This window comes from Pedococcus sp., from assembly GCF_036000045.1.
Taxonomy (GTDB): domain Bacteria; phylum Actinomycetota; class Actinomycetes; order Actinomycetales; family Dermatophilaceae; genus Pedococcus.
Map to the genome: position 1 here is coordinate 1 of NZ_DASYGF010000010.1, position 22663 is coordinate 22663.

The following is a 22663-nucleotide window of genomic DNA, read 5'->3' on the forward strand; positions in this document are numbered from 1 at the left end:
GACGTAGGTCAGCGGTGGCAAGCAACGGCCAACTCAGCGAAGCCGGCGCCAAGCCCAAGCCCAAGGCCGAGCCGACCCGAGGACAGCGACGCGAGAGCCCTAGGCCGCCGGCGAGGCGAAGACGACGATGTTGTCGAGGTAGCTGCGGGCGGAACGGTCGAACGGGCCACCGCACGTGATGAGCACGAGCCCGGGTGGGCCATCGGTGCGGAAGAGGTCGGGCGGCAGGCCGTCGACCTTCAGGTACGTGCGGCGGGCCGTGACGACGAAGCGGACCGTCCGACCCGGGGTCGTCGTCACGAGCACCGCATCACCGACCTGCAGCCGGGTGAGGTCGAACAGCGCGCCCTCGCCGGACACGGCCGAGTCGACGTGACCGTCGAGGACGACGGTCCCTGTCGCGGCACCGGCCGGCGCCCCGTCGGCCCACCACCCGAGCTCACGGGGGTCGCCGGGCACCCCGAGCACCCCGTTGACGGCGTGCACGGCCAGGACCGCCGCCCGGACCCCGATGGCCGGGATCGCGACAGCGCTCGGCGGGGCAGGCGTGACCCGCGCCGTCGGGGCGCGGTCCGTCGTGCCGACCGTGGTGGTCGTGGCGGTCGACGCCGACGCCGCCGACGCCGGGGTCGGCGGCGGCGTCACGGCGGGTGCCGGGGTTGCCGCCGACGCCCCCGATGCCGTGACCGGCAGCCGGCCGAAGTCGGCCGGCAGGGGCCGGTTCTGGGCCGACATGGTGACCGCGAGGGCGAGCAGGCCCGCGCCCACGGTCACACACGCCGCCGAGCCGACGGTGAGCACAGCCCGGTATGCCGAGGACATCGGGACCGCGCTCTAGCGCCGGCTGCGCCGCGCCAAACCGACGCCACCCGCCAGGACGAGGGCCCCACCCAGCGCTGCAAGCTCGAGCTCGAGCGGGGTGGTCCCGGAGCCAGTGGCGGCCAGCCCGCCGGTCCCCGCAGGCACCTGGGTGGGCGCGCTGGGCACGCTCGAGCGGGAGGTGACCATCACCGTCGCGGTGACTCCGATGTTGCCGCCACCACAGCGGGCTGACACGGTGTAGCTGCCGGGCGTCGTGGCGCTGGCGATCATCGCGGTCGTGGCGAATCGGCCCTGGCTGTCGGTCGTGAACGGCGCCGCCCCGACACCCGCGAAGTCGTGCGTCGCGTCGTGGACGAAGGCACTGGAGATCGCGAAGCCGGACGTGCCGGCCTCGCAGGTGCCGCTCACCTGCACCGAACCGCCGGCGTGCTGGGACGAGGGTGAGACGGCGAGAGATGCGCCGGGCGCCGCCAGAGCGGGAGCGGCCAGACAACAGATGACAGTGGTGAGCGCTGCCGTACCGAGAACCTTGTGCATCGAGACCTCCTGAAGAAGGGTTGTGCCTCTGAGACGCCCGATGCACCACGGAGGTTGGCGCCCTGGCGGCTACCGTGGCGCGGATGGACCTCCTGCAGCCGACCACCCGCCCTTTTGACGTCTGCGTAGCGGCGCCGGGCCCGGGACCGGGTAGCTGGGCAGGCGCCTCGAGCGCGGTGGCGCTCGAGGACGGTGGCTTCGTGGTCGCCTACCGGGTCCGGACCGCACAGAGTCGGGGCGGTCGGGTGGTGCTCGCCCGTTCCCCTGACGGCGTGGCGATGACACCCTTCGCCGAGCTCACCAAGGAGCAGCTCGATGCCGAGTCGCTGGAGCGCCCGGCGCTCGTCCGGACCGATGACGGCGCCTGGCGGCTGTACCTGTCATGTGCGACTCGGGGCACCAAGCACTGGCGCATCGAGCTCGTCGAGGCCGCCACTCCCGAGGCTCTCTCGGTCGCCGAGCCCGTGACGGTCCTGAGCGGTGACCAGAGCACCGGCGTCAAGGACCCGGTCGTCCGACGGAGCGCGGGCAGCTGGGAGGCCTGGGTGTGCTGCCATCCGCTGGAGGTGCCGGGCGCCGAGGACCGGATGGTCAGTCGCCTGGCCATCAGCGATGACGGCGTGCGGTGGAGCTGGACCGCGACGACGCTGCAGGGGCGCCCCGGCGTGTGGGACGCGCGAGGAGCGCGGGTGACTGCGGTGGTCGACGACCGGGTCTACTACGACGGGCGCGCCAACCCCGAGGAGAACTTCAGGGAGCGGACAGGTGTGGCGCTCCGACGTACGGACCGGGTCGTGGCGCTGGGGGAGCAGCCAGTCGCCGACCTCCGGTATCTGGATGTCGTCGCGCTGCCAGGCGGCGGGTATCGGCTCTGGTACGAGGCGCCCCTCGCCGACGGCAGTCATGAGCTGCGCACCGAAGTGATTTCCACGACGGCCTGAGCGCCACAGCCACGCTCCGGCCGTACGCTCGCACCCATGACGACGCCCGCGCCTGCCCTGACTGCCACAGACATCGCAGCGGCGGTGCGCAGCGGCGCTCTGTCAGCCCCCGATGTCGTGCAGGTGACGTTGCAGCGGATCGCCCAGCAGGACAAGGCCATTGGCGCCTTCGAGGTCGTGCGCACGGAGAAGGCGCTGGCAGAGGCGGAGGCGGTGGCGCGCCGCCCGGACCTTGGCGAGCTAACCCTCGCGGGTGTTCCCCTCGCGGTCAAGGACAACGTCCCCGTGGAGGGCGAGCCGATGCGCAACGGCTCGACCGCCACCTCGGCTCACCCCCGGGGAGCCGACCACCCGGTGGTCGCGCGGCTTCGCGCGGCCGGTGCCGTCGTGGTCGGCCTCACCCGGGTGCCCGAGCTGTGCGTCTTCGGCGCGACCGACTGCGCTTCCGGCATCACCCACAACCCGTGGGATGCCGGCCGCACCGCGGGCGGGTCGTCGGGCGGTTCCGCTGCTGCCGTCGCCTCGGGTCTAGTGCCGGTGGCGCATGCCGCTGACGGGATGGGCTCGATCCGCATCCCGGCGGCGAGCTGCGGTCTGGTCGGCCTGAAGCCGGGCAGCGGCCTCGTGCCCGCCCAGCTGGGGCCCAACGACTGGTACGGCATGGCGGAGAACGGCCCCCTGGCGACGACAGTGGCCGATGCCGCACTCGTCCTCTCGGTGATGGCCGACAAGCCGGTACTGGCCGACGTGCGCGAGCCTGACCGCGCCCTCCGTGTCGCCGCGTCCACCAAGCCCCCCATCGTCGGAGTCCGTCCCGACGTCGAGCACGAGCGTGCGGTCGTGCGGACCGTCCGGCTGCTCGCGGGCGCCGGCCATCGGGTCGAGCGGGTCGACCCGCCCTACCCCGCGAACCCGCTGCCGCTACTGGCCCGGTGGGTCGGTGGCACCTCGCACGACGCCCAGGGTCTGGAGCGGTCGCGGCTGGACCGTGCCGTGCGGTTCCACGCCGCTCTGGGCGACGTGGTCCGCGCGGCGCAGCTCGTCCACGACCGCGACCGGGACCGGTTCCGGTCGCGGCTGGCCGAGTTCTTCACTCACCACGACCTGCTGGTGACACCGACGCTGGCCGCGCCTCCCATCGCGGCCGCACGGTGGGGCCAGCGCTCGTGGGCGCGCGTCTTCGCCGCCAACGCCCGCTACGCGCCGTATGCCGCGCCCTGGAACTTCGCCGGGTATCCCGCCCTCTCCCTCCCTGCCGGCGTCCACCCCCGGACGGGGACGCCGCTGGCCGTGCAGCTGGTGGCGCCCGACGGCGGCGAGCAGCTTCTGTTGGGGGTGGCGGCGCTCGTGGAGCGGCTCGCTCCGTGGGAGCGGCTGGCGCCCGCATACCGCTGACACGGCATACCGCTGAAATGCTGCTGAGACGCCGCTGGAGGGTGAGCTGGCCGACCGCTACGGTGAGCCGACCTGCCCAGCGGCACCCATCCCCGTCGCCGCCGACCGCCCGAGGTGATCGCGCTTGAGCCTGCTCGCTGTGACTCCGTCCGGCCTCGACACCGGCGACACCGCCTGGTTGTTGGTCTCCTGCGCGCTCGTGCTGCTCATGGCGCCCGGGCTGGCGTTGTTCTACGGCGGCATGGTGCGGGCCAAGAGCGTGCTCAACATGATGATGATGACCTTCGGTGCCCTCGCCGCCGTCGTCATCGTCTGGACCGTGGTCGGGTACTCCCTCGCGTTCGGCAACGACGTGGGTCACGGTCTGCTGGGCAACCCGATGGAGCACCTCGGCCTGCGAGGGCTCATGGCGGCGTCGAGCAACGGCTCGGCGCCCATCCCGGTGATCCTCTTCGCGGTCTTCCAGGGGCTCTTCTGTGTGATCACGGGTGCGCTCGTCTCGGGAGCCATCGCGGACCGCGCCCGGTTCGGCGCCTGGATGGCGTTCATCACCGTGTGGACCGTCCTGGTCTATGCGCCGGTGGCGCACTGGGTGTTCGACGGCAGCTCGCCGCGGCATGTCGGCGGGTGGCTGGTCAACCAGGTGCACCTCATCGACTTCGCGGGTGGCACCGCCGTCGAGATCTGTTCTGGCGCCTCGGGTCTCGCGCTCGCCCTCGTCCTGGGGCGCAGGCACGGGTTCGGCAAGGACCCCATGCGCCCGCACAACCTGACGCTCGTGATGATGGGCGCGGGGCTGCTGTGGTTCGGCTGGTTCGGCTTCAACGCCGGCTCCGCGCTCGCGGCGAACCAGAAGGCCGCCGACATCTTCACCACCACACTCCTGGCGGGCGCGGCGGGCACTCTGGGCTGGCTCCTCGTCGAGCGGTACCGCGACGGACACGCCACCTCGCTCGGCGCGGCGTCGGGGATGGTCGCCGGCTTGGTGGCCATCACGCCTTCGTGTGCCTCGCTGTCACCGCTGGGCTCGCTCGCGATGGGCGCCGCCGCCGGTGTCGTCTGCGCGTTCGCCATCGGTCTCAAGCACCGGTTCGGCTACGACGACTCCCTCGACGTCGTGGGGGTGCATATGGTGGGCGGCCTGGTCGGCACCCTCGGGATCGGGCTGCTGGCAACGGCTGCCGCCCCCACGGGCGTCAACGGACTGTTCTACGGCGGCGGCCTCGGGCAGCTCGGACGCCAGGCCGTGGGGTGCGTCGTGGTCATGCTCTACGCGTTCGCCGTCTCGGGCGCCCTCGGGTGGGCCGTCGACCGCCTGATGGGCTTCCGCGTGCACGTCGACGACGAGGTCAGCGGCATCGACCTGGTCATCCACGGCGAGACGGCCTACGACCTGCACCACCTGGCCACGGGGCGTGCCTCGTTCCACCACGGGCTCTCGCACGCGGAGGCCTCGTCCGAGGCGCGCCGCTGAAGGCACCATCGGCAACCATCACAGCGGCAGGGGAGGCTCGACCCACCACGGGCGGTCGTCGTGCTCGATCCTGACCACCCACTTGACCCAGTGGTAGCCACGGCGGCCCGGGACCACGAGACGGACGGGCGAACCATGCTCGGGTGACAGCGTGACGCCCCCGACCGCGGTGGCGAGCAGCAGGTCGTCGGTGACCGGCAACCGCCGGAAGTAGCCCGTCGCACTCACCACCGCGACGCTTCCGTGGGTGCCTCCGTAGGTACTCCCGGGCAGCAGCCGGGTCAACCGCACCCCCGACCATTCCTGCTCGGTCCACCACCCCCCGGTGCAGTCCAGGACGGCGACCTGCCGGTCACCCCACTGGGACAGCTCGGCCAGCGACCACTCGCGTGAACTGCCGGCCGAGGTCACCGACAGCCGCCAGGAGGCCGGGTCGACGTCGGGCACCTGGTCGAACAGCCACGAGGTGGCGGGGATCGCTGCAACCGAGGACGAGGCCAGCCGATACGAGCCGGTCGACCGGCGTATGCCGCGTTGCGTCGTGAGCGCGCTGGTGGCCTGGACGCACGCCTCGAGCGCTCCCGCCGCCGCGGTGACTCCCGCAAGACGGACGAACGTGCGCCGCGACAGGTCGGTCCGCCGGGGATGGACCCGTCGCCGGACGGCGTGAGCGAGCGTCAGGATCACCGCCAGGATCCCGGCCCCCACATGCAGCTGCAGCACCGTCGGTGACGCGCCGCCGGCCCACGCCCCGTCGAGATGGGCGACACCCGTCACGAGGGCCAGCACGACCGTGGCCCCGAGGGCCAGTGACGTGACCACGCCGGGACGGCGCAGACGCCGCAGCCCCCGGCGCACGACCACCGACTTCCACGGGACCAGCACGACCACGAGGAGGCCGACGACTCCGTGCAGGATGGCGACGGGCCAGACCGGCCCGCTGCCGAACAGAAACATCGCGAAGCCGGTCGCGGCTGCCAGCGGCGCCACCACCAGCAGGGTCAGGTTGGCCAGCCGGCCGCTCATCGCCGTCGCGCCGGGCCCTTCCACCGGAAGTGCACGAAGATCCGGCCGTGGTTGTCCACGTCCTTCTCGACCCGGTGGTAGAGCGCGCGGTTCTCCTTCTGGTCGAGGAACCGCAGCACGCGCTTCTTCAGCGCACCAGACCCCTTGCCGGGGATGATCTCCACCAGCGGAGCCTTCTTCGCCACCGCCTCGTCCATGACCGCCCGCAGCGCGCGGTCGATGTCGGCGCTGCGGTTGTAGATGTCGTGCAGGTCGAGGGTGAGCTTCACCCTGTCATCGTGCACCCTCGGACAGGGCGCGCGCCTAGACTGCGGATGTGAGCCCTCGCATGCGCCTCGTCATCGGTGTGGTTCTCGCCCTGGTCGGCCTGGTCTGGGCGTTGCAGGGGTTCGGCGTCGTGGGCGGCAGCGGCATGAGCGGCCAGGGGATCTGGGCCGTGATCGGGTCGTTCCTCGTCGTGGTCGGGGTCGTGGTCGCCCTCAGCAGCCGCCGCCGGGCCTGAGCACTCTCCCATTCGGATCCTCAGGCGGCGCTCAGGGGCGGTGCGGCACGCTGCACCGTGCTTACTTATCTCCAGGCCGTCGTGATCGGTCTCGTCCAAGGCGTCACCGAGCTGTTCCCCGTGTCGAGCCTGGGCCACTCCGTGCTCCTCCCGGCCCTGGTCGGTGGCAGCTGGAAAGCGCTGGTCACCCAGTCGACGACCTCTTCGTCGGAGAGCAGCCCCTATCTGGCCTTCATCGTGGCCCTGCACGTGGCGAGCGCCGTGGCGCTGCTGGTCTTCTTCCGGCAGGACTGGATCCGGATCATCTCCGGGTTCCTGCGTACCCTGCGTCCCTCGGTCGCGGCCCGCAGGATCGTCACCCGAGACGCGGACGAGCGACTGGCCTGGCTGCTGGTCGTCGCGACGATCCCGGTCGGGATCACCGGCCTCGCCCTCGAGCACACCTTCCGGACGCTGTTCGCGAAGCCGCTGGCTGCCGCCGTCTTCCTGACCATCAACGGAGTCATCCTGCTGGCCGGCGAGCGTCTGAGGCGCCGGGCACCGGGCGACGACGACCAGCGGGCCGAGCCCGAGGCCACGGGTGTGGCCGGAACCGACGCATCGCAGGTGGCCGTGCAGCAGCGCGTCACGCCCCGTCGGCAGCTCGCCACCCTGAGCTACACCGAGGCCGGCATCATCGGTTTCTTCCAGACGTTCGCTCTGCTGGCCGGGATCTCCCGCTCGGGCATCTCCATGGTGGGCGGGCTCGCCCGGGGCCTGTCCCACCGAGATGCCGCCCGGTTCTCCTTCCTGCTCGCGACACCGGTCATCCTGGCTGCCGGGCTGCTGAAGCTGCCGAGCCTCGCCGGGCCGGCCGGCGCGCAGATCCATGGGCAGGTTCTCGTCGGGGCGGTCGTGGCCGGTGTCGCGTCGTACGTCTCGGTGCGCTTCCTCACGCGGTGGTTCGAGACACGGACCTTGACGCCGTTCGCGATCTACAGCCTCGTGGCCGGCGCGGCCTGCATCGTCGTCTTCGCCTGACTCCTGGTGTCATCACCTGTGGCGGACGCCGCTATGTCACCCGCTACTTGAGGATGTTGACGGCCCGGGCGATGACCAGCGCCGTCGTCGAGAGGGCCACGACCGACTGGAAGGCCATGAGCGACTTGGCCCAGCGGCTGAGCGGCAGCGTGTCCGTGGGGGAGAAGGCCAGCACGTTGGTCAGGCTCAGGTAGAGGTAGTCGACGAACAGCGGCTCCCAGTCGGGCGGCGCGAGGTGCGCCGCCGTCATCTGGGGAAACAGGAAGTCGGGATGTGGGTCCATCCCCTGCGCCCGGTTGAAGGGTCCACCTCGGTCGAGCTCCCAGTACCAGACGCCGAACACGATCACGTTCGTCGCATAGATGGCTGCTCCGGTCGCCAGCAGCCCGATGGCATCCAGACCCGTCGAGCCCCGCACGATGTGGAGATCCAGCGATCCTGCGGCGATGCCGTTGTCGATGGTGATGGCTGCCACGATGGCGATGCTGGCCAGCCGTCCCAGCCGCGTCGAACGGTTGAGCCGGATCGGGTTGATCGCCGTGAGGATGCCCAGCAGGACCAGCTCGAGGGCGGCCATCAGCCATCTCGGCTGCAGCCCGTAACGGTCCGGCAGCCGCAGCTGCAGGCCGATCGCCACGAGCAGCGCCAGGCCGACGGGGAGACGGTTCTCGGGGCTGGTGGCCCGCAGCCAGGCGGGGACGTGCGCCTCAGTGTGCTCGATCTCCGCCAGCAGCTGGGAGATCCGTCTGCGGGCTGGCGCCGGCCGCGTGGGTCCAGGCTCAGGTTCGTGTTCGGCCATGCCTGCCAGTATCGGGCCTCGAGAGACCGAGGACGCGGTCCAGCTCGGGTGTCGTCAGGGAGTGTCCCGCACGGGCGACTGCGTCCATGAGCTCACCGAGCAGGGTGATCTCCTGGTCGAGCACGCTGTCACGAAGCTCGCCGGTCGGGTCGACGGGAACCATGGCGGGCCTTTCTCTGGGCGGTGTCTGGACGCTACCCCTCCCAACGAACCAGGCAGGGTGCCGTTATCGCCTGCCCGTTGATTTCAGCCGTTTGGCTGAGCGGGTGCCGACTCTTCGGCTGCCTTTGCGACGGACCGCGACACGACGGCGACGAGACCGATGGTGAGCAGGGCACCCAGGAGGATCGCGGTGTTCTCACCGGGCGCGAGCACGCCCAACGTCGACCCGAGCGTGGCTGCCGCCACAGGGACCCCGAGCTCCGCGGACGTCACGAGCGCGACGGGCCAGGGCTGGCCGGTCAGGGCCATCGCGCCGTGGACGACGGCGGCGGACACTCCCAGGGCCACACCGAGGGCGATCGCCGAAGGATGTTGCGCGAGCTCGCGCAGGTTCAGCGAGCTACCGAGCCACACGAAGAAGATGGGTGCGAACAGGCCCTCGGTGAGCGCGAACACCTGCTTGGTCAGGCGACGAGGCTCACCGATGGCGGCCACCCCCAGGCCGAGGGCGAAACCGGCCAGCATGATCGAGACGTGCATGGCGGTCGCGATCGCCGCCAGAGCGAACAGCAGCGCGAGCGTCGACCGGAGCTCGACAGCCAGCCCGTTCTCCTCTGAGACATCGTGGATGCGCTGGCGCGTCCCGCGACGCTCGAGGGTGCGTAGCCCCAGGAAGACGACCACCCCTGCCACGATGACCAGGGCAGCGCCGAGCGCTGCGCGACGGACGTGCGCTGAGTCGATCACCAGGGGCAGCAGCACGATGGACGCTGCATCGGCGATCGCGATCTGCGGCAGCATCTGTTCGATCGCCTTGCCCGACAACGGGACTCCCGACAGCGCAGGCATGATGAGCGAGGCGGATGAGGAGGTGAGCAGCACGGCATACAGGGCTGTGTGGCCGGTGCCGAAGAGGTGCGCGAGCACGAGGGCCACGGGCACGGACAGTATGCCGATGCCCACCGCCCGGGTGAGGCCCCAGACGGCGCCGGCCCGCAGGGCAGGGTCCCGGACCGGGACGTGCGATCCCGCGACGAACATGACCAGCGCGAAGCCCACCTGGGCGAGGAACGAGAAGGTGGCGCTCGAGCTGTCGAGCACGCGAAGTCCGGTGGCGCCCAACACGATCCCGACGATGAGCTCGCCGATCACCACGGGGACCCGGGCCAGCCCTTGGACGGCAAGCATCGGCCCGACCAGCGCGACGGCGCAGACGAGGGCGAGCTGGGCGAAGGTCACGGGCGGGGCGCGGCAAGGTCGACGAGCCGCACGGAGACGTCGGTGTTCTCGTCGGTGAGGTACGAGGCGCAGACCCGGTGGTAGCCGTCGGCGATCTGCGCGGGATGTCCCGCCGACGCATCGCCGCGCACCATGAGCACGGGCGAGAGCGGCTTTGCGTCACGGACCTTGGCCAGGTCCGACCGGACGTGCGGGTTGGTCTCGGGCAGCAGCGGCAGCCGGGCCGCACGCAGGATGTCCTTGGCCTTGTAGTGAGCGGTCGTCGCCGTGTGGAAGGCCTCGACGGTGGCGGCCACGGTCGCCGGGTCGGCGACGAGCGACAGGTAGGAGGCCGCGGCGGGGTAGTCGTGCTCCTCAGGATGGTCCTGCCAGGTGACCGCCGGGGGAGCGGCATCTCGGTGCTTCGCCATGGTCGTCTCCTTCGTCGTTCGGCGCCCACAGCAAAGCGGACGAGAGCCTCACCCGTCTACGGGGCGCTGCGGCCCCCGGCTTCGTCTCCTCGGCAAGCCGTGGTTAGATAGGTAAGCCTCACCTCACCTGACCTGTCCCCGTGTTCCAGGAGCTGTTGATGTCCGCCACCCAGATCGCCCTCTTGGGTCTGATCGCCGGTTTCACGATCTTCCTCGGCCTGCCCGTCGGTCGGCTGCACCAGCCCGCGCCCCGCGTCAAGGCTGCCCTCAACGGGGTGGCCATCGGGGTCCTGGTGTTCCTGGTGTGGGACATCCTCTCCCACGCCTGGGAGCCCACCGACTCGGCGCTGGCCGCCCATAAGTGGGGCAGCGCTGTCACCGGGGCGGTCGTCCTCGCGGTGGGGCTGGCGCTCGGCATGGCCGGCCTCGTCTACTACGACAAGCTCATGGCGGCCCGGCGCAGCCGCAAGGCGGCTCAGCCCGCTCCGGTCGCGGTCCCCGTGGGTGCGCCGGCTGTCCCCGCCTCGGTGGGTGCCGCCGGTGTCCAGAGTGGCGCCCCCGCGACCTCCTCGCCGGTCCCCACCTCCGGCCCAGCGGCAGCCCTGACCCCCTCGGCTGCGGCTGACCTGGCACTGATGATCGCGGTGGGCATCGGCCTGCACAACTTCGCCGAGGGCCTGGCGATCGGCAACTCCGCGGCCGGTGGTCAGCTGTCGCTGGCCGTCCTTCTGGTCATCGGCTTCGCCCTGCACAACGCCACCGAGGGCTTCGGCATCGTGGCGCCGCTGACCGGCCAGGCCGAGCGTCCGAGCTGGGGCCGGCTGGGCCTGCTCGGCCTCATCGGCGGCGGTCCGACCTTCGTGGGCACCCTCATCGGCCAGAGCGTCGTCAACGACACGCTGGCCATCGCCTTCCTCGGTCTGGCGGCCGGCTCGGTCCTCTACGTCGTCATCGAGCTGCTCGCCGTGGCCCGCCGCGCGGGGCTCAAGGAGCTGACCACCTGGTGCATCCTCCTGGGCGTGATGCTGGGGTTCCTGACTGACGGCATCCTGGTGGCCGCGGGAGCGTAGCGTCGAACCGTGCGCAGCTTCGTGGTCACCGACGAGGTCCGTTCGTATGCCGTGGAGCACGGCTCCTTCCGACCGGACGAGGTGATGCGACGGCTGCGCTCGGAGACCGCGGCCCTCGGGGACGCGGCCGGGATGCAGATCGGGGAGGACCAGGGCCAGCTGCTGACGATGCTCACCGGGCTGGTCGGCGCTCGGCGCGCCGTCGAGGTCGGCACCTTCACCGGGTACTCCAGCCTGTGCATCGCTCGTGGTCTTGCCGACGGTGGGAGCCTGCTGTGCTGCGACGTCAGCGAGGAGTGGACCTCCATCGCTCGGCGTGCCTGGTCCGAGGCGGGTCTGGCGGACCGCATCGAGCTGCGGCTCGCTCCTGCGCTCGACACGCTGCGGGCACTGCCGTCGGAGGCCGACCTCGACCTGGTCTTCATCGACGCCGACAAGCCGGGGTACTCGGCATACTGGGCCGAGCTCGTGCCCAGGGTTCGTCCCGGGGGCCTGTTGCTCGTCGACAACGTGCTGTGGAGCGGGCGCATCGTCGACCCCGATGTGTCGGACACCAACACCGACGCGCTACGTCTCTTCAACGACCTCGTGGCCGCTGACGACCGGGTCGAGGTCGTCGTGCTGACCGCGTTCGACGGCCTGACCCTGGCGCGGCGCCGGTGACGGCGTCCGGGCAGGAGCGGGAGCCCAGCCCCGCGCTCGTCGCGCAGCGCCTGGCGGGGGAGCGGGCGCTCGCCCTGGACCAGCTCGCCCGCTTGGACGCGGACCTGCGCTCGCTCATCGACTCCTCCCAGGACTCGAACGCCGACGACGAGCACGACCCCGAGGGGCACACGATCGCCTACGAGCGCTCGCAGCTCAGCGCCCTCGCCGAGCACGGGCGCGCGCACCTGGCGGCGATCGAGGCGGCGACCGCACGGCTCGCAGACGGGACGTACTGGTTCTGCGAGGTCTGTGGTGAGCCCATCGGCGAGGGGCGGCTCGAGGCGCGCCCCAGCACTCGCACCTGCGTCCGCCACGCGACCGCCGCCGGTTCACGAGGGATTCGCCGGCGGCGCACCTAGACTCGAGATGGCCCTGCGACCCAGTAAAGAGGCTGTCATGGACGTGTACCTGATCGACGAGTCCGGGTTGACCCGTCGCCACGAGGAGGAGCTGCCCGACCTGCTCGTGGCCGACGAGGGCGTGGTCTGGGTGGACATCCCCCAGTGCCGCCTCTACGAGGCCGAGGTCCTCGGGCGCGTGTTCGGCTTCAGCGAGGTCGCCTTGCACGACTGCGTGAACCGCAACCACGTCTCCAAGATCCAGGCCTACGACGACCACGTCTTCACGGTCCTGCACGCGCCACAGCCCGGCGAGCACGGTCACGTGCACTACATCGAGCTCGACCAGTTCATGGGCGTGAACTACCTCGTGACCATCCACGGACCGCTGAACCCCAAGGCCGACCCGTCAGTCGCCTTCCTCGACACCAACGCCGTGATGGAGCGGATCGTCAGCGCGAAGTTCCGCCCGAAGACGGCCTTCGAGCTGTCGTCGGCGATCATCGCCGCGATGACGCGTCGCGAGATCGACATGATCGCGAGCCTGGCCGAGGAGTCCGGGCACCTCGAGCAGCGAGTCATGTCCGGTGAGGTCATGAAGGACTCCGAGGGCTTCCTCACCGACCTGTTCCAGGTCTGGTACGAGCTGCTCGCGATCCGCACGATCGCGGTGCACAGCAGTGCGACCTATGACCGGATGGCGAGCCTGGCCCGGTTCCTCCCGGCCGACCACGGACCGCTCGTCGCCGACCTCGCGGACCGCTTCGAGATGGTGTCGAGCATGGCCGACGGCCAGCGCGAGTCCCTCCACGGCGTGATCGAGTTCTTCCAGACCCGGGTCAGCACGCACCTCACGATCGCCTCGGACGAGCTCGCCAAGACCTCGATCCAGCAGAACGACGACATGCGCAAGATCTCGGCCTGGGTCGCGATCATCGCCGTGCCCACCGCCGTGACCGGGTTCATGGGGCAGAACGTGCCCTACCCCGGCTTCGGCACCGAGGCGGGCTTCTTCGCGTCCACGACCGTCATGCTCGTCATGGCGATCGTTCTCTACGTGTTCTTCCGTCGCAAGAACTGGCTTTGACGGCGGGAGCGGATGACCGCCCCCGCCGCCCCCCTCACGGCACCGACGACGGCACCGGGGCAGCGCCCGTCCCGCGCGACATCGCACACCCGCCCGCACCCGCGTTGGCCTCATTGCTCCACATCGGCTGCACGGCGAAGTAGTACTTGCCCAGGGTGATGTTCGCGGGGTGGAAGTAAGCGCACTTGTCGCCGTTCTCGGAGGTCTGCGCGTCGTTCCAGCCGTCCTGGGTCGGCCACGCGTCGGGGTCGGTCACCGCTTCGGCGTACTCGTGGCCACCGGCCAGCGAGTAGCTGTCGAGGTAGCCGTGCCCGAAGGCGTCGTTCTTGGTGTTGACGCTGTTGCCGCCACAGCCCGCGCCCTGCTCAGGGGTGAACGGCATGAACGCATACCTGATGCCATGGCCACCGACGTTGGTCACCTCGGAGTGGTAGGCGCAGTACACCGACCCGTATGCCGTGGCCGCGTGGCCCGGAGGCGTGAAGACGAAGTAGGTCGCGTCAGGCACGTAGCCGAAGTGCTGCGCGGCCCGGACCGCTTCGGTCGCGATCGGGTCCTGCGTCAGGTTCTCGGCCAGACCACTGGTGACGATCGTTGCCGGCGCCGCGGTGCCGTCCACCCAGGTGCCACCGAGGACCTTGGACGGGTTGGTGATGTACTGCGCCAACGGGTTCCCGTCGCAGGAGGTGCTGCCCGGCGCGATGTTGTCGCAGTACTGCGTCTGGGTGCCGTTCCAGGGGCTACCGCCGACGTTGGTGAAGAAGTCGTTGACGTAGGTCATCGCGGTGCGGTTGCTGTAGGCGTTGTTGGGGCCGGTGTGGAAGCCGTTCTTCCACTCGGTGCCCCAGTACGTCACGAACACCTTGGGTGTGTGCTCGACCGCTCCGCCGTGGAAGATCAGGTTGCTCGCCAGAGAGGTCGGTGAGGGGGTGGGCGCCGCGGCCGGAGCTCCGGTGGTCGGCCACAGGATCGCCTTGGCGCCCGACATCGACCCGGTCGTGTCAGCGGTGGCAGTCGTGGCGCTCGACGCGGCGGCGGCTACGGCGACGGCCGTGGCGGCAAGGGCGAGGCAGGTGCGGGCTCTCATGGGTTCTCCTCCGGGGACGACGGGTCGCTCACCGGGGGCAACGAGGTGACCTGCGCCGGCGTTACGGTCGGGTAGCCTCGCGGCCATGTCGTTGGCGGTGGCGGTCCCGGCTGCCGTCCTGTCGGCGGCGGCCTATGGCGTGTCTACGGCGGTGCAGCACCGTGCGGCCCATCGCAGCGCCGGGCACGCCGACGCCCGTGGGCTGGTGAGCCTGCTGCGAGACCCCCGGTGGCTCGCCTCCGTGGGCGGTGACGGGCTCGGCCTGGTCCTGCAGGTTCTGGCTCTGGCCACCGGTCCCGTGGTGCTGGTCCAGCCGCTCCTCGTGCTGGCGGTCCCCGTCTCGCTGCCCGTGGGCTGGCTGCTCGGTGGCCCGCGCCCCGGCTCGCGCGACTACGCGGCCTGCGGGGCGATCCTCGCGGCCCTGGCCACGTTCTTCGTGGTCATCGGCGACCCCGGGAGTGCGCGTCCCCTGGCTCCGACCACGGCGGCGGTGGCCGTCGTGGTGGCGGGTATCGGTGGCGGCGTGGTCATCGCTGCCGTTCGAGGTGCCGGAGCCACCGTCCGTGCGGCCGCCTACGGCGCGGTCGCGGGAGCATGGTTCGGCCTGGTGGGCGTGCTGCTCGACGGCGTCGCGACGGCCTGGCAGCACGGGTCCTGGCGGGCGCTCGAGACCGCCGGCGGATGGGTGCCGCTGGCCGGACTGCTCGTCATGGGCGCTTTGGCCCTGACCTTGACCCAGGTGTCGTTCCAGGTCGGGGCGCTGGGCGCCAGCTTCCCCGCCAACGAGTCGGCCGCGCCCGTCGTCGCCGTGGTCCTCGGGGCGGCCCTCCTGCACGAGCACGTGCCGTTCACACCGCTGGCCGCGGCGGCATACCTGCTCTGTCTGGTCGTGGTGGTCGGCGGCACGGTCCGGCTCGCGCGCGCCCTCTAGCCCTCACGGGCGTCGCGGCAGGTAGCGGTGCTCGGGCCGTCCGGTGGCCCCGTAGGTCAGGTCGAGGTCGAGGAGCTGCTTCTTGACCAGGGTGGCGAGGTAGCGCTGGGCCGTGGGCCGGCTCGCACCGAGGATGTCGGCGACCTCGGCCGCGCCGATCGGGGAGGCCGCCGACGTGACGATCTCGAGCACCCTGGCCATCGTCGGCTGCAGGGTGCTTGTGGCGGCGGCACGTCGTGAGGGCGTCGCGCGCAGGCTGAACAGTGTGTCGATCATCTGCTGGTCGGCGTGCGGGGCGCGGTCGACCCGTTCGGCCCACGTGCGATAGGCCTCGAGCTGCTCGCGCAGTGCCGCGAAGCTGAACGGCTTGACGAGGTAGTAGAAGGCGCCCAGCTGCATGGCCGTGCGGACGGAGTCGATATCCCGGGCTGCCGTGACGAGCAGGAAGTCCGGAACGCGCTCCCCGGCGGCCGAGAGCTTGCGGACCAGCTCGAGGCCGCTGAAGTCGGGCAGGTACATGTCGAGCAGCAGCAGCTGAGGCCGGGCAGAGACGACGAGCTCCTGAGCCTCGGCTCCACTGTGGGCTTCGCCGACCACCTCGAAGCCGGGGATGCGGCTGACGCTGAGCGCATGGGCGTGCGCGACGTGGTAGTCGTCGTCGACGACGAGGACCCGGATCATGACGCTGCCTCCCGGACGCGTGTGGGCAAGGTGACCTCGAACCGCGCGCCGGCAGGGGAGCTGGCCACGATGGTTCCTCCGGCGCGGGTGACGAGGCGGTGGACCAGGGCCAGCCCGACGCCGCGGCGCATCGCGCCGCGCGGCTCCTTGGTGGAGTAGCCGTCGACGAACACGTGCTCGAGCCGGTCTGGCGGTATGCCTGGCCCGCTGTCCTCGACGGCGAGGTGCAGGGTGTCGTCGACGCACGTCAAGGTCACGTCCACGGTGCCTCGTGGCGTGTGCCCGGCCGTCCTCGGGTCGTCCGCCACGGCATCCACCGCGTTGTCGATGAGGTTGCCCAGGACGCTGACGAGGGGCAGGTCGGTCACCTGCTGGACGTCGATGCGGCTCGCAGGGTCGAGGCTGAGGACGACGTCACGCTCGGCTGCGACGGTGGCCTTCGCCACCAGGAGTGCGGCCACGACGGGGGAGCCGACCCGGGCGCGAATCTCCTCGCTCGCCATGGCCGTCTCGGTCCGCAGCTGGCTGCTGTAGCGCGTGGCCTCGTCGACCTCGCCGAGCTCCAGCAGCACCGACAGCACATGCAGCCGGTTGGAGAACTCGTGCTCCTGCGCGCGCAGGGCGGTCGACAGGCCCTCCATGGAGTCGAGCTGCCGCAGCAGGGCTTCGAGCTCGGTCCGGTCGCGGATCGTCACGACCCATCCGGTGTTGCGGCCGGCGACGGAGACGGGCATCCGGTTGAGGACCAGCAGGTGCTCGTCGGTGACCGCGATCAGGTCGGAGCCGGAGATCTCGCCGGTGACGATGCGTTGCAGGCGCCCCGGAGCGAGGACGTCCTCCACGCGCTCTCCGAGCCGTGCGCTCGGCAGGTCGAGGAGGCGTCGGGCCTCGTCGTTGATCACGTTGATGGCGCCCTTCGCGTCGACCGCCAGCACGCCCTCGCGGATGCCGTGGAGCATCGCCTCACGCTCCTGCATCAGCGCGACGATCTCGGCCGGCTCGACGCCGAACGTCACCCGCTTGATGGCCCGGGCCAGGAGCAGCGAGGCGGCCACACCGAGCGCCAGGGCGATGCCGGTGTAGAGCGCGATGTCGGTGAGCTCCGCGTTCAGGCGCACGCTCAGCACCGCCTCGCGGACGCCGACGGACACCTCGCCGACGGGGCGGCCGGCGGTGTCGAGGATGGGTGCGCGCGCGTTCGCCGAGCGACCGAGGCTGCCCTGGTCGATACCGGTGTGGACTCGGCCGTCGAGGGCCACCACGGGCTCCTCGATGTGCTGTCCGATGAGTGCGGGGTTCGGGTGCGAGTGGCGGATGCCGGACCGGTCGATGATGACGACGTAGGACGCCTTGGTGTCCTCGCGCACCTGCTCGCCGAGGCGGGGCAGGATCCGTCCGGGGTCGCCGTCCTGGACGGCTCTGGCGACGGCAGGGTCCCGCCCGAGCGTCATGGCGATGCTCGAGACCTCGTCGATCGCGTGGGCGTCGGCGTTCTGGCTCGTCAGCCGGGTGAACAGGGCGAACCCGACCGCCAGGGTCACCACCACGATCCCCAGCACGCCGACGAGGATGCGCGCCGCCAGCGTCCTGCCCAGTCGCGGCATACCTCTCCTTGTCTGACACCCGCGCGACGCTCACGTCCACACGCAGGGAGACGCCACCATTGGCGTCGCCTCCAGCATGGCTGAACAGATTGCACAAAACCATCGCTATTGCGGCTATCGGGGCCAACGATCACAACGCTTCCGCCGCCTCCTGTGCCGCTCCTACTGTGACGCAACTCAACGAGGAGAGAGGGTTCAGGCCAATGGCGGCCATCGAGCTACGCAACGTCACCAAGAAGTTCGCCACGGCGGACGGAGGCACCTATACGGCACTCAAGGACCTCTCGCTGACGGTCGAGGACGGGCAGTTCTGTGCTGTCGTCGGTCCCACCGGCTGTGGCAAGTCCACCACCTTGACCCTGGTCTCCGGGCTGGAGCGCCCCTCTCGCGGAGAGGCGCTCGTGCATGGAGAGCCGGTACGCGGGATCGACACGGGAACGGGTTTCGTGTTCCAGCAGGACGCCGTCTTCCCCTGGCGCTCGGTCCTCGACAACGTCTCCGCCGGGCCGGTCTACCGCGGTGCCAGCCGTTCCGAGGCCATCGCCCTGGCGCGCGACTGGCTGCGCCGGGTCGGCCTCAGCGGCTTCGAGGACCGCTACCCGCACCAGCTGTCCGGCGGCATGCGCAAGCGCGTCGCACTCGCACAGTCGCTGATCAACCAGCCGCGAATCCTGTTGATGGACGAGCCGTTCAGCGCTCTGGACGTTCAGACGCGGTCGATCATGTCGACCGAGCTGCTCCAGCTGTGGGACCAGACCAAGCCGGCGGTCGTGTTCGTCACGCACGACCTCGAGGAGGCCATCGCCCTGGCCGACAAGGTCGTGGTCCTGACCGCGGGACCGGGGACGGTCAAGGCCGAGTTCGAGATCGACCTGCCGCGTCCTCGCGTCGTCCAGGAGATCCGCTTTGACCCGCGCTTCACCCGGTTGTACGAGCAGATCTGGGAGGCCCTTCGCGCCGAGGTGGCCGAGGCCTACGCCCGCACCACCCGGATGGCGGAGGTGGCGTCATGATGGACACCCACGCATCCACCTCGGGGAGCATGGACGCCTTGGCGGCTCAGTTCCCGCCCACGGAGGTCCCCGACTCCACCAGGACACCGCGTCAGCGGGCGATGAGGCGTCGGCTGACGCTCGCGGGCGTCCGCCTGGCCATCCTGGCGGCGCTGCTCGTCACCTGGCAGCTGTGCGTCAACGCCAAGATCGTGGACCCCTTCTTCTGGGGGGAGCCGACCGGCGTCTGGACCACCCTGCACGACTGGGTGACCATCGGGACGGCGCAGGGCTCGCTGCTCGAGCAGATCCTGACGACGCTCGAGGAGGCGGTGCTCGGCTTCGCGATCGGCTCGGTCCTGGGTGTCGTCTGCGGTATCGCCCTCGGCCGGGTCAGGCTGCTCTCCGAGCTGTTCGCGCCCTTCCTCAAGGCGGCCAACTCCATCCCGCGCATCATCCTGGGCTCGATCTTCACCGTGGCGTTCGGCTTCGGGATCCAGTCCAAGGTCATGCTCGCCGTGGTCCTGGTGTTCTTCGGGGTGTTCTTCAACGCCTTCCAGGGAGCCCGTGAGGTCGACCGCAACCTCATCGCGAACGCCCGGCTCCTCGGTGCCTCGCGCTGGCAGGTGACCAAGGACGTCGTCCTGCCCTCGGCCTTCACCTGGATCCTGGCCAGCCTGCACATCAGCTTCGGGTTCGCCCTCATCGGTGCGCTCGTCGGGGAGATCCTCGGCGCCAACAAGGGCCTCGGCCTGCTGATCCGCTCGTCCCAGAACAACTTCGACATGAACGGCGTCCTCGCCGGCATGGTCCTGGTCGCTGTGATCGCCCTGACCGCTGAAGGGTTGATCACGCTCCTGGAGCGTCGCCTCCTGAGGTGGAGGCCGCCGCAGATGCACGGAGGTGCGGCCATCGAGTGACCCTGCTCCGTCTGCCCCATCCAGCATCACGCATTCCACGACAGCGTTCCCCGCATTACTCAAAGGAGAGTTCATGAACACCAAGCGCATCAGTGCCGTCGGCGCGGCGCTCCTGGCCGCCACCACGATGGCCGCCTGTGCCAACAACGCGTCCGGCTCGTCCGGGGCGGCCAACGCCGGCGGCGCGAGCAGCTCTGGCAGCGGCTCCAGCAGCTCAAGCAGCAGCTCGGCCGCCAGCGGGCCGGAGGTCACCATCATGGTCGGCGGTATGAGCAAGCAGATCTACCTGCCCTTCATGCTCGCCAAGCGCCTGGGCTACTACGACAAGGCCGGCGTCAACGTCAACCTCATCGACGAGCCCGCTGGTGGCGACGCCACGCAGAACATGCTCGCCGGCCAGGTCCAGGGTGTGGGTGGCTTCTACGACCACAACATCGCGCTCCAGGCGCAGGGCAAGTCCTCCGAGGCCGTCGTCTCGATGCTGCAGATCCCCGGCGAGGTCGAGCTGTGCCGCAGCGACCTCAAGGGCAAGGTCAAGAGCCCGGCCGACTTCAAGGGTCGCTCGCTCGGCATCACCGACACCGGATCCTCGACCGACTTCCTCACGCAGTACCTCAGCAAGAAGAACGGCGTCGACCCCACCCAGGAGACCCGTCGTGGCGTCGGTGCCGGCCAGACCTTCATCGCTGCGATGAAGCAGAAGGCGATCGACTGTGGCATGACCACCGAACCGACCGTGTCCAAGGCTCTCTCGGACGGCACCGCCTTCATCCTGCTCGACATGCGCACCGCTGAGGGCTCCAAGGCGGCGCTGGGAGGCACCTACCCGGCGACGTCCCTGTACATGGAGACCGACTGGGTCAACGCCCACAAGGACACTGTCCAGAAGCTCGTCAACGCCTACGTCGCCACGCTCAAGTGGATCCAGGGTCACACCGGCGCACAGATCGCCGACCAGATGCCGGCCGACTACTACTCGGGCGTCGGCAAGGCCGCCTACGTCAAGGCTCTCGACAGCGAGCGCGGAATCTTCAACGCCACCGGCCTGATGCCGGCTGACGGTCCGCCCACCTGCCTCGCGGTCCTGTCCGAGTTCAACCCGAAGGTCAAGGGCAAGTCGATCGACCTGTCGAAGACCTACACCAACGAGTTCGTCCAGGCGGCCACCCCGCTCAGCTGACCAGACGCGCCCGACGCGAGTGGGCCCAGCCGAACCTCGGCTGGGCCCACTCGTCTGTCATGGAGTTTGGCCTGCTCTGTCTACAGCTTGTTCTGCCGGTCCACTGCCACTGCGTCATAGGCGCCGACGGTGACCGTGGCCGACCCATCAGGCCCGACCTGCACCGGGGCCAGGCCGTTGGAGCACTGCCCGCCCGCGGCCGGGCTGTGCACGACGTCGCAGTAGCTGCCGCGCGGCAGCCCGGTCTGCACCGTGATGGTCTGCGGGGTGGCGTTGTTGTTGAACGCGGCCCACCCGCGGTTGCCCCGGCTGAACGCGATCACGTTGTCGCCGTCGGTCCAGAAGTTCGCCTGGGGTGCGCCGCCGACCGCGTTGTGCCAGCCCACCATGCCGAGGATGCCGGCGTTCCGGTCGGTGCACGTCCACTGCCCGTTGGTGCAGCTGGTATCCGTCACCATGCCGTTGGCGTCGGAGGGCGGCGAGTCGTCGGCCGTGGTCCACGTGAACCCGGAGAGGACCTGTGGGTGGCCGTAGCCCTGGGCCAGGAGCCACTCGTTCGCGAGGATGTAGCGCGCGCCGTCCTTGTAGCTCAACGCATCTCCGTTGCGCTCCGTGTCGTGGTTGGCGACGAAGGACAGGGTCCTGGCGCTCGGTGTCAGGCCGGACCCGGCACCGAAGACCTCGAGGGCCGCCAGGCTCCCCACGTGTGCCGCGGGGTAGCTCTTGAAGGCGTCACGGATCTGCTTGACGTCGTCGAGGCCGAGGACGTTCCCGCTCGTCGTGAAGCCCTGGGGCGACAGGATCCCGGGGCCACCGCCGAACACCTCCAGCGCCCAGTAGGGCTTGAGACCGTCCTTGGTCCGGTGCAGCTGCGCGTAGATCGCGTCAAGGTCGCTCTGGCCGACGTGCTTGGCGGCGTCGACGCGGAAGCCGGACACGCCATACCCGATCAGCTTGTTGAGGTAGCCGGTCAGCTGGCGCTGCACGGTCGGGCTCGAGGTGTCGAGGTCGGCCAGCCCGAGCAGCTCGCACTTGAAGACCTGGTGCACGTTGTTGAAGTCCTCGATGCCACCGGACGCGGACGGGCAGTCGTCGGCACCGGTCCCCTTGTGGTGGAAGTCGGTGGCGGAGTACACGCCCGGGTAGTCGAAGTGCGTGTAGGCCCGGCCGCCGTAGGACGTGCTGCCCTGGCCGGTCATGTGGTTGATCACGGCATCGACATAGACCTTGACGCCGGCCTTGCGACACGTGGCCACCATGGAGGCGAACTGGGCCTCGGAGCCCATCCGGCTCGTCAACCCGTAGTCGACCGGCTGGTAGACCTCCCACCACGGGTGCAGGATCGTGGTGCTTCCGTCGCCCAGGGCGGTGCGCTTGAGGGAGTCCTGCGGCGGCGCCACCTGGACGCCGCTGTACCCGCCCGGGCCGAGCACGTCGGTGCACTCCCTGGCCACGGAGGGCCAGTTCCACTCGAAGAGGTTGGCGGTGACGTCTGGGGTGTCGGTGCGCTGGGAGGCCCCGTGGCTCCCTTGGGTCTCCTGGGCCTGGACCGTCGAGGTCGCGACCCACATGGTGAGGCCGGCGGCCACGGCGGCGGTCGCGACGATGGCGGTATGCCGGGTCCCTCGGGACAGTAGGCGGGCGGCGGAGTTCGTCTTCATGGGTTCCTCTTCGGCTCGGTTCAGGGCCGTGAAGAGCGGCCCGGCCTCGTCATAGTGACGCAGTTCACGCGTTGCTGCCC

General features: G+C 70.4%; 24 protein-coding genes. 13 read left to right on the top strand and 11 right to left on the bottom strand.

Annotated features, from left to right (window positions below; all coding sequences use genetic code 11):
- Nucleotides 1-99 precede the first annotated feature (99 nt).
- Both VGN50_RS01330 and VGN50_RS01335 read right to left on the bottom strand, forming a co-directional pair.
- Nucleotides 100-822 carry a class F sortase gene (locus VGN50_RS01330; RefSeq protein ID WP_327442834.1) on the bottom strand — a complete coding sequence of 241 codons (723 nt, stop codon included), beginning with the start codon at nucleotides 820-822 and terminating at the stop codon, nucleotides 100-102.
- Nucleotides 823-834: 12 nt separating this feature from the next.
- Nucleotides 835-1359 carry a hypothetical protein gene (locus VGN50_RS01335; protein WP_327442835.1) on the bottom strand — a complete coding sequence of 175 codons (525 nt, stop codon included), beginning with the start codon at nucleotides 1357-1359 and terminating at the stop codon, nucleotides 835-837.
- Nucleotides 1360-1442: 83 nt separating this feature from the next.
- On the opposite strand from VGN50_RS01335, the gene VGN50_RS01340 reads away from it, so the two are divergent.
- The 3 genes from VGN50_RS01340 to VGN50_RS01350 all read left to right on the top strand — a co-directional run bounded on the left by VGN50_RS01340 (nucleotide 1443) and on the right by VGN50_RS01350 (nucleotide 5169).
- The gene (locus VGN50_RS01340; protein ID WP_327442836.1) at nucleotides 1443-2300 is read left to right on the top strand and encodes a hypothetical protein; all 858 of its coding nucleotides are present in this window, start codon (nucleotides 1443-1445) and stop codon (nucleotides 2298-2300) included.
- 36 nt (nucleotides 2301-2336) lie between these two features.
- On the top strand, nucleotides 2337-3695 hold the full coding sequence (locus tag VGN50_RS01345; protein WP_327442837.1) for an amidase: 1359 nt from the start codon (nucleotides 2337-2339) through the stop codon (nucleotides 3693-3695).
- 124 nt (nucleotides 3696-3819) lie between these two features.
- Nucleotides 3820-5169 (top strand): ammonium transporter, encoded by a 1350-nt coding sequence (locus VGN50_RS01350; RefSeq protein ID WP_327442838.1) that lies wholly within the window; start codon nucleotides 3820-3822, stop codon nucleotides 5167-5169.
- Between the two features lie 18 nt (nucleotides 5170-5187).
- Here VGN50_RS01350 and VGN50_RS01355 read toward each other — a convergent pair whose 3' ends face one another.
- Both VGN50_RS01355 and VGN50_RS01360 read right to left on the bottom strand, forming a co-directional pair.
- Nucleotides 5188-6195, bottom strand: a complete 1008-nt coding sequence (locus VGN50_RS01355) for a molybdopterin-dependent oxidoreductase (RefSeq protein ID WP_327442839.1) — start codon at nucleotides 6193-6195, stop codon at nucleotides 5188-5190.
- Complete coding sequence (locus tag VGN50_RS01360) at nucleotides 6192-6464, bottom strand: Smr/MutS family protein (RefSeq protein WP_327442840.1); 273 nt, start codon at nucleotides 6462-6464, stop codon at nucleotides 6192-6194. The genes VGN50_RS01355 and VGN50_RS01360 overlap by 4 nt, the downstream gene beginning before the upstream one ends.
- A gap of 47 nt (nucleotides 6465-6511) precedes the next feature.
- Between VGN50_RS01360 and VGN50_RS01365 the strand changes: the two genes are divergently transcribed.
- Together VGN50_RS01365 and VGN50_RS01370 are read left to right on the top strand one after the other, a co-directional pair.
- The gene (locus VGN50_RS01365) at nucleotides 6512-6697 is read left to right on the top strand and encodes a hypothetical protein (RefSeq protein WP_327442841.1); all 186 of its coding nucleotides are present in this window, start codon (nucleotides 6512-6514) and stop codon (nucleotides 6695-6697) included.
- 57 nt (nucleotides 6698-6754) lie between these two features.
- On the top strand, nucleotides 6755-7717 hold the full coding sequence (locus tag VGN50_RS01370; protein WP_327442842.1) for an undecaprenyl-diphosphate phosphatase: 963 nt from the start codon (nucleotides 6755-6757) through the stop codon (nucleotides 7715-7717).
- 43 nt (nucleotides 7718-7760) lie between these two features.
- Here VGN50_RS01370 and VGN50_RS01375 read toward each other — a convergent pair whose 3' ends face one another.
- From VGN50_RS01375 to VGN50_RS01385, 3 genes are all read right to left on the bottom strand, one after another.
- Nucleotides 7761-8516 (bottom strand): hypothetical protein, encoded by a 756-nt coding sequence (locus VGN50_RS01375; protein WP_327442843.1) that lies wholly within the window; start codon nucleotides 8514-8516, stop codon nucleotides 7761-7763.
- 246 nt (nucleotides 8517-8762) lie between these two features.
- Nucleotides 8763-9917, bottom strand: coding sequence for a cation:proton antiporter (locus VGN50_RS01380; RefSeq protein ID WP_327442844.1), 1155 nt, complete (start codon nucleotides 9915-9917; stop codon nucleotides 8763-8765).
- Nucleotides 9914-10327 carry a hypothetical protein gene (locus tag VGN50_RS01385; protein WP_327442845.1) on the bottom strand — a complete coding sequence of 138 codons (414 nt, stop codon included), beginning with the start codon at nucleotides 10325-10327 and terminating at the stop codon, nucleotides 9914-9916. Before VGN50_RS01385 ends, VGN50_RS01380 begins: the two co-directional genes overlap by 4 nt.
- A gap of 158 nt (nucleotides 10328-10485) precedes the next feature.
- Between VGN50_RS01385 and VGN50_RS01390 the strand changes: the two genes are divergently transcribed.
- Genes VGN50_RS01390 through VGN50_RS01405 form a run of 4 tightly spaced genes read left to right on the top strand, consistent with a single transcriptional unit; the run spans nucleotide 10486 to nucleotide 13527 of the window.
- On the top strand, nucleotides 10486-11397 hold the full coding sequence (locus tag VGN50_RS01390; protein WP_327442846.1) for a ZIP family metal transporter: 912 nt from the start codon (nucleotides 10486-10488) through the stop codon (nucleotides 11395-11397).
- A 9-nt stretch (nucleotides 11398-11406) separates the two neighbouring features.
- The gene (locus tag VGN50_RS01395; protein WP_327442847.1) at nucleotides 11407-12060 is read left to right on the top strand and encodes an O-methyltransferase; all 654 of its coding nucleotides are present in this window, start codon (nucleotides 11407-11409) and stop codon (nucleotides 12058-12060) included.
- Nucleotides 12057-12461, top strand: a complete 405-nt coding sequence (locus VGN50_RS01400) for a TraR/DksA family transcriptional regulator (protein ID WP_327442848.1) — start codon at nucleotides 12057-12059, stop codon at nucleotides 12459-12461. Before VGN50_RS01395 ends, VGN50_RS01400 begins: the two co-directional genes overlap by 4 nt.
- Nucleotides 12462-12498: 37 nt before the next feature.
- On the top strand, nucleotides 12499-13527 hold the full coding sequence (locus VGN50_RS01405; RefSeq protein WP_327442849.1) for a magnesium transporter CorA family protein: 1029 nt from the start codon (nucleotides 12499-12501) through the stop codon (nucleotides 13525-13527).
- A 34-nt stretch (nucleotides 13528-13561) separates the two neighbouring features.
- Here VGN50_RS01405 and VGN50_RS01410 read toward each other — a convergent pair whose 3' ends face one another.
- The gene (locus tag VGN50_RS01410) at nucleotides 13562-14614 is read right to left on the bottom strand and encodes a hypothetical protein (RefSeq protein ID WP_327442850.1); all 1053 of its coding nucleotides are present in this window, start codon (nucleotides 14612-14614) and stop codon (nucleotides 13562-13564) included.
- A gap of 85 nt (nucleotides 14615-14699) precedes the next feature.
- On the opposite strand from VGN50_RS01410, the gene VGN50_RS01415 reads away from it, so the two are divergent.
- A complete protein-coding gene (locus VGN50_RS01415) occupies nucleotides 14700-15545 on the top strand; it encodes a DMT family transporter (protein WP_327442851.1) in 846 nt (281 codons plus the stop codon).
- 3 nt (nucleotides 15546-15548) lie between these two features.
- On the opposite strand, the gene VGN50_RS01420 is transcribed toward VGN50_RS01415, so the two are convergent.
- Both VGN50_RS01420 and VGN50_RS01425 read right to left on the bottom strand, forming a co-directional pair.
- On the bottom strand, nucleotides 15549-16226 hold the full coding sequence (locus tag VGN50_RS01420) for a response regulator (protein ID WP_327442852.1): 678 nt from the start codon (nucleotides 16224-16226) through the stop codon (nucleotides 15549-15551).
- Nucleotides 16223-17830 (bottom strand): sensor histidine kinase, encoded by a 1608-nt coding sequence (locus VGN50_RS01425; RefSeq protein ID WP_327442853.1) that lies wholly within the window; start codon nucleotides 17828-17830, stop codon nucleotides 16223-16225. Before VGN50_RS01425 ends, VGN50_RS01420 begins: the two co-directional genes overlap by 4 nt.
- 203 nt (nucleotides 17831-18033) lie before the next feature.
- Here VGN50_RS01425 and VGN50_RS01430 point away from each other — a divergent pair, with 203 nt between their 5' ends.
- From VGN50_RS01430 to VGN50_RS01440, 3 genes are all read left to right on the top strand, one after another.
- Entirely contained in the window at nucleotides 18034-18843 is an 810-nt protein-coding gene (locus tag VGN50_RS01430) for an ABC transporter ATP-binding protein (RefSeq protein WP_327442854.1), read from the top strand.
- Nucleotides 18840-19742 carry an ABC transporter permease gene (locus VGN50_RS01435; RefSeq protein ID WP_327442855.1) on the top strand — a complete coding sequence of 301 codons (903 nt, stop codon included), beginning with the start codon at nucleotides 18840-18842 and terminating at the stop codon, nucleotides 19740-19742. The genes VGN50_RS01430 and VGN50_RS01435 overlap by 4 nt, the downstream gene beginning before the upstream one ends.
- 73 nt (nucleotides 19743-19815) lie before the next feature.
- A complete protein-coding gene (locus VGN50_RS01440) occupies nucleotides 19816-20922 on the top strand; it encodes an ABC transporter substrate-binding protein (protein ID WP_327442856.1) in 1107 nt (368 codons plus the stop codon).
- 80 nt (nucleotides 20923-21002) lie between these two features.
- Here VGN50_RS01440 and VGN50_RS01445 read toward each other — a convergent pair whose 3' ends face one another.
- The gene (locus VGN50_RS01445; protein WP_327442857.1) at nucleotides 21003-22583 is read right to left on the bottom strand and encodes an alpha-amylase family protein; all 1581 of its coding nucleotides are present in this window, start codon (nucleotides 22581-22583) and stop codon (nucleotides 21003-21005) included.
- Nucleotides 22584-22663: the final 80 nt, after the last annotated feature.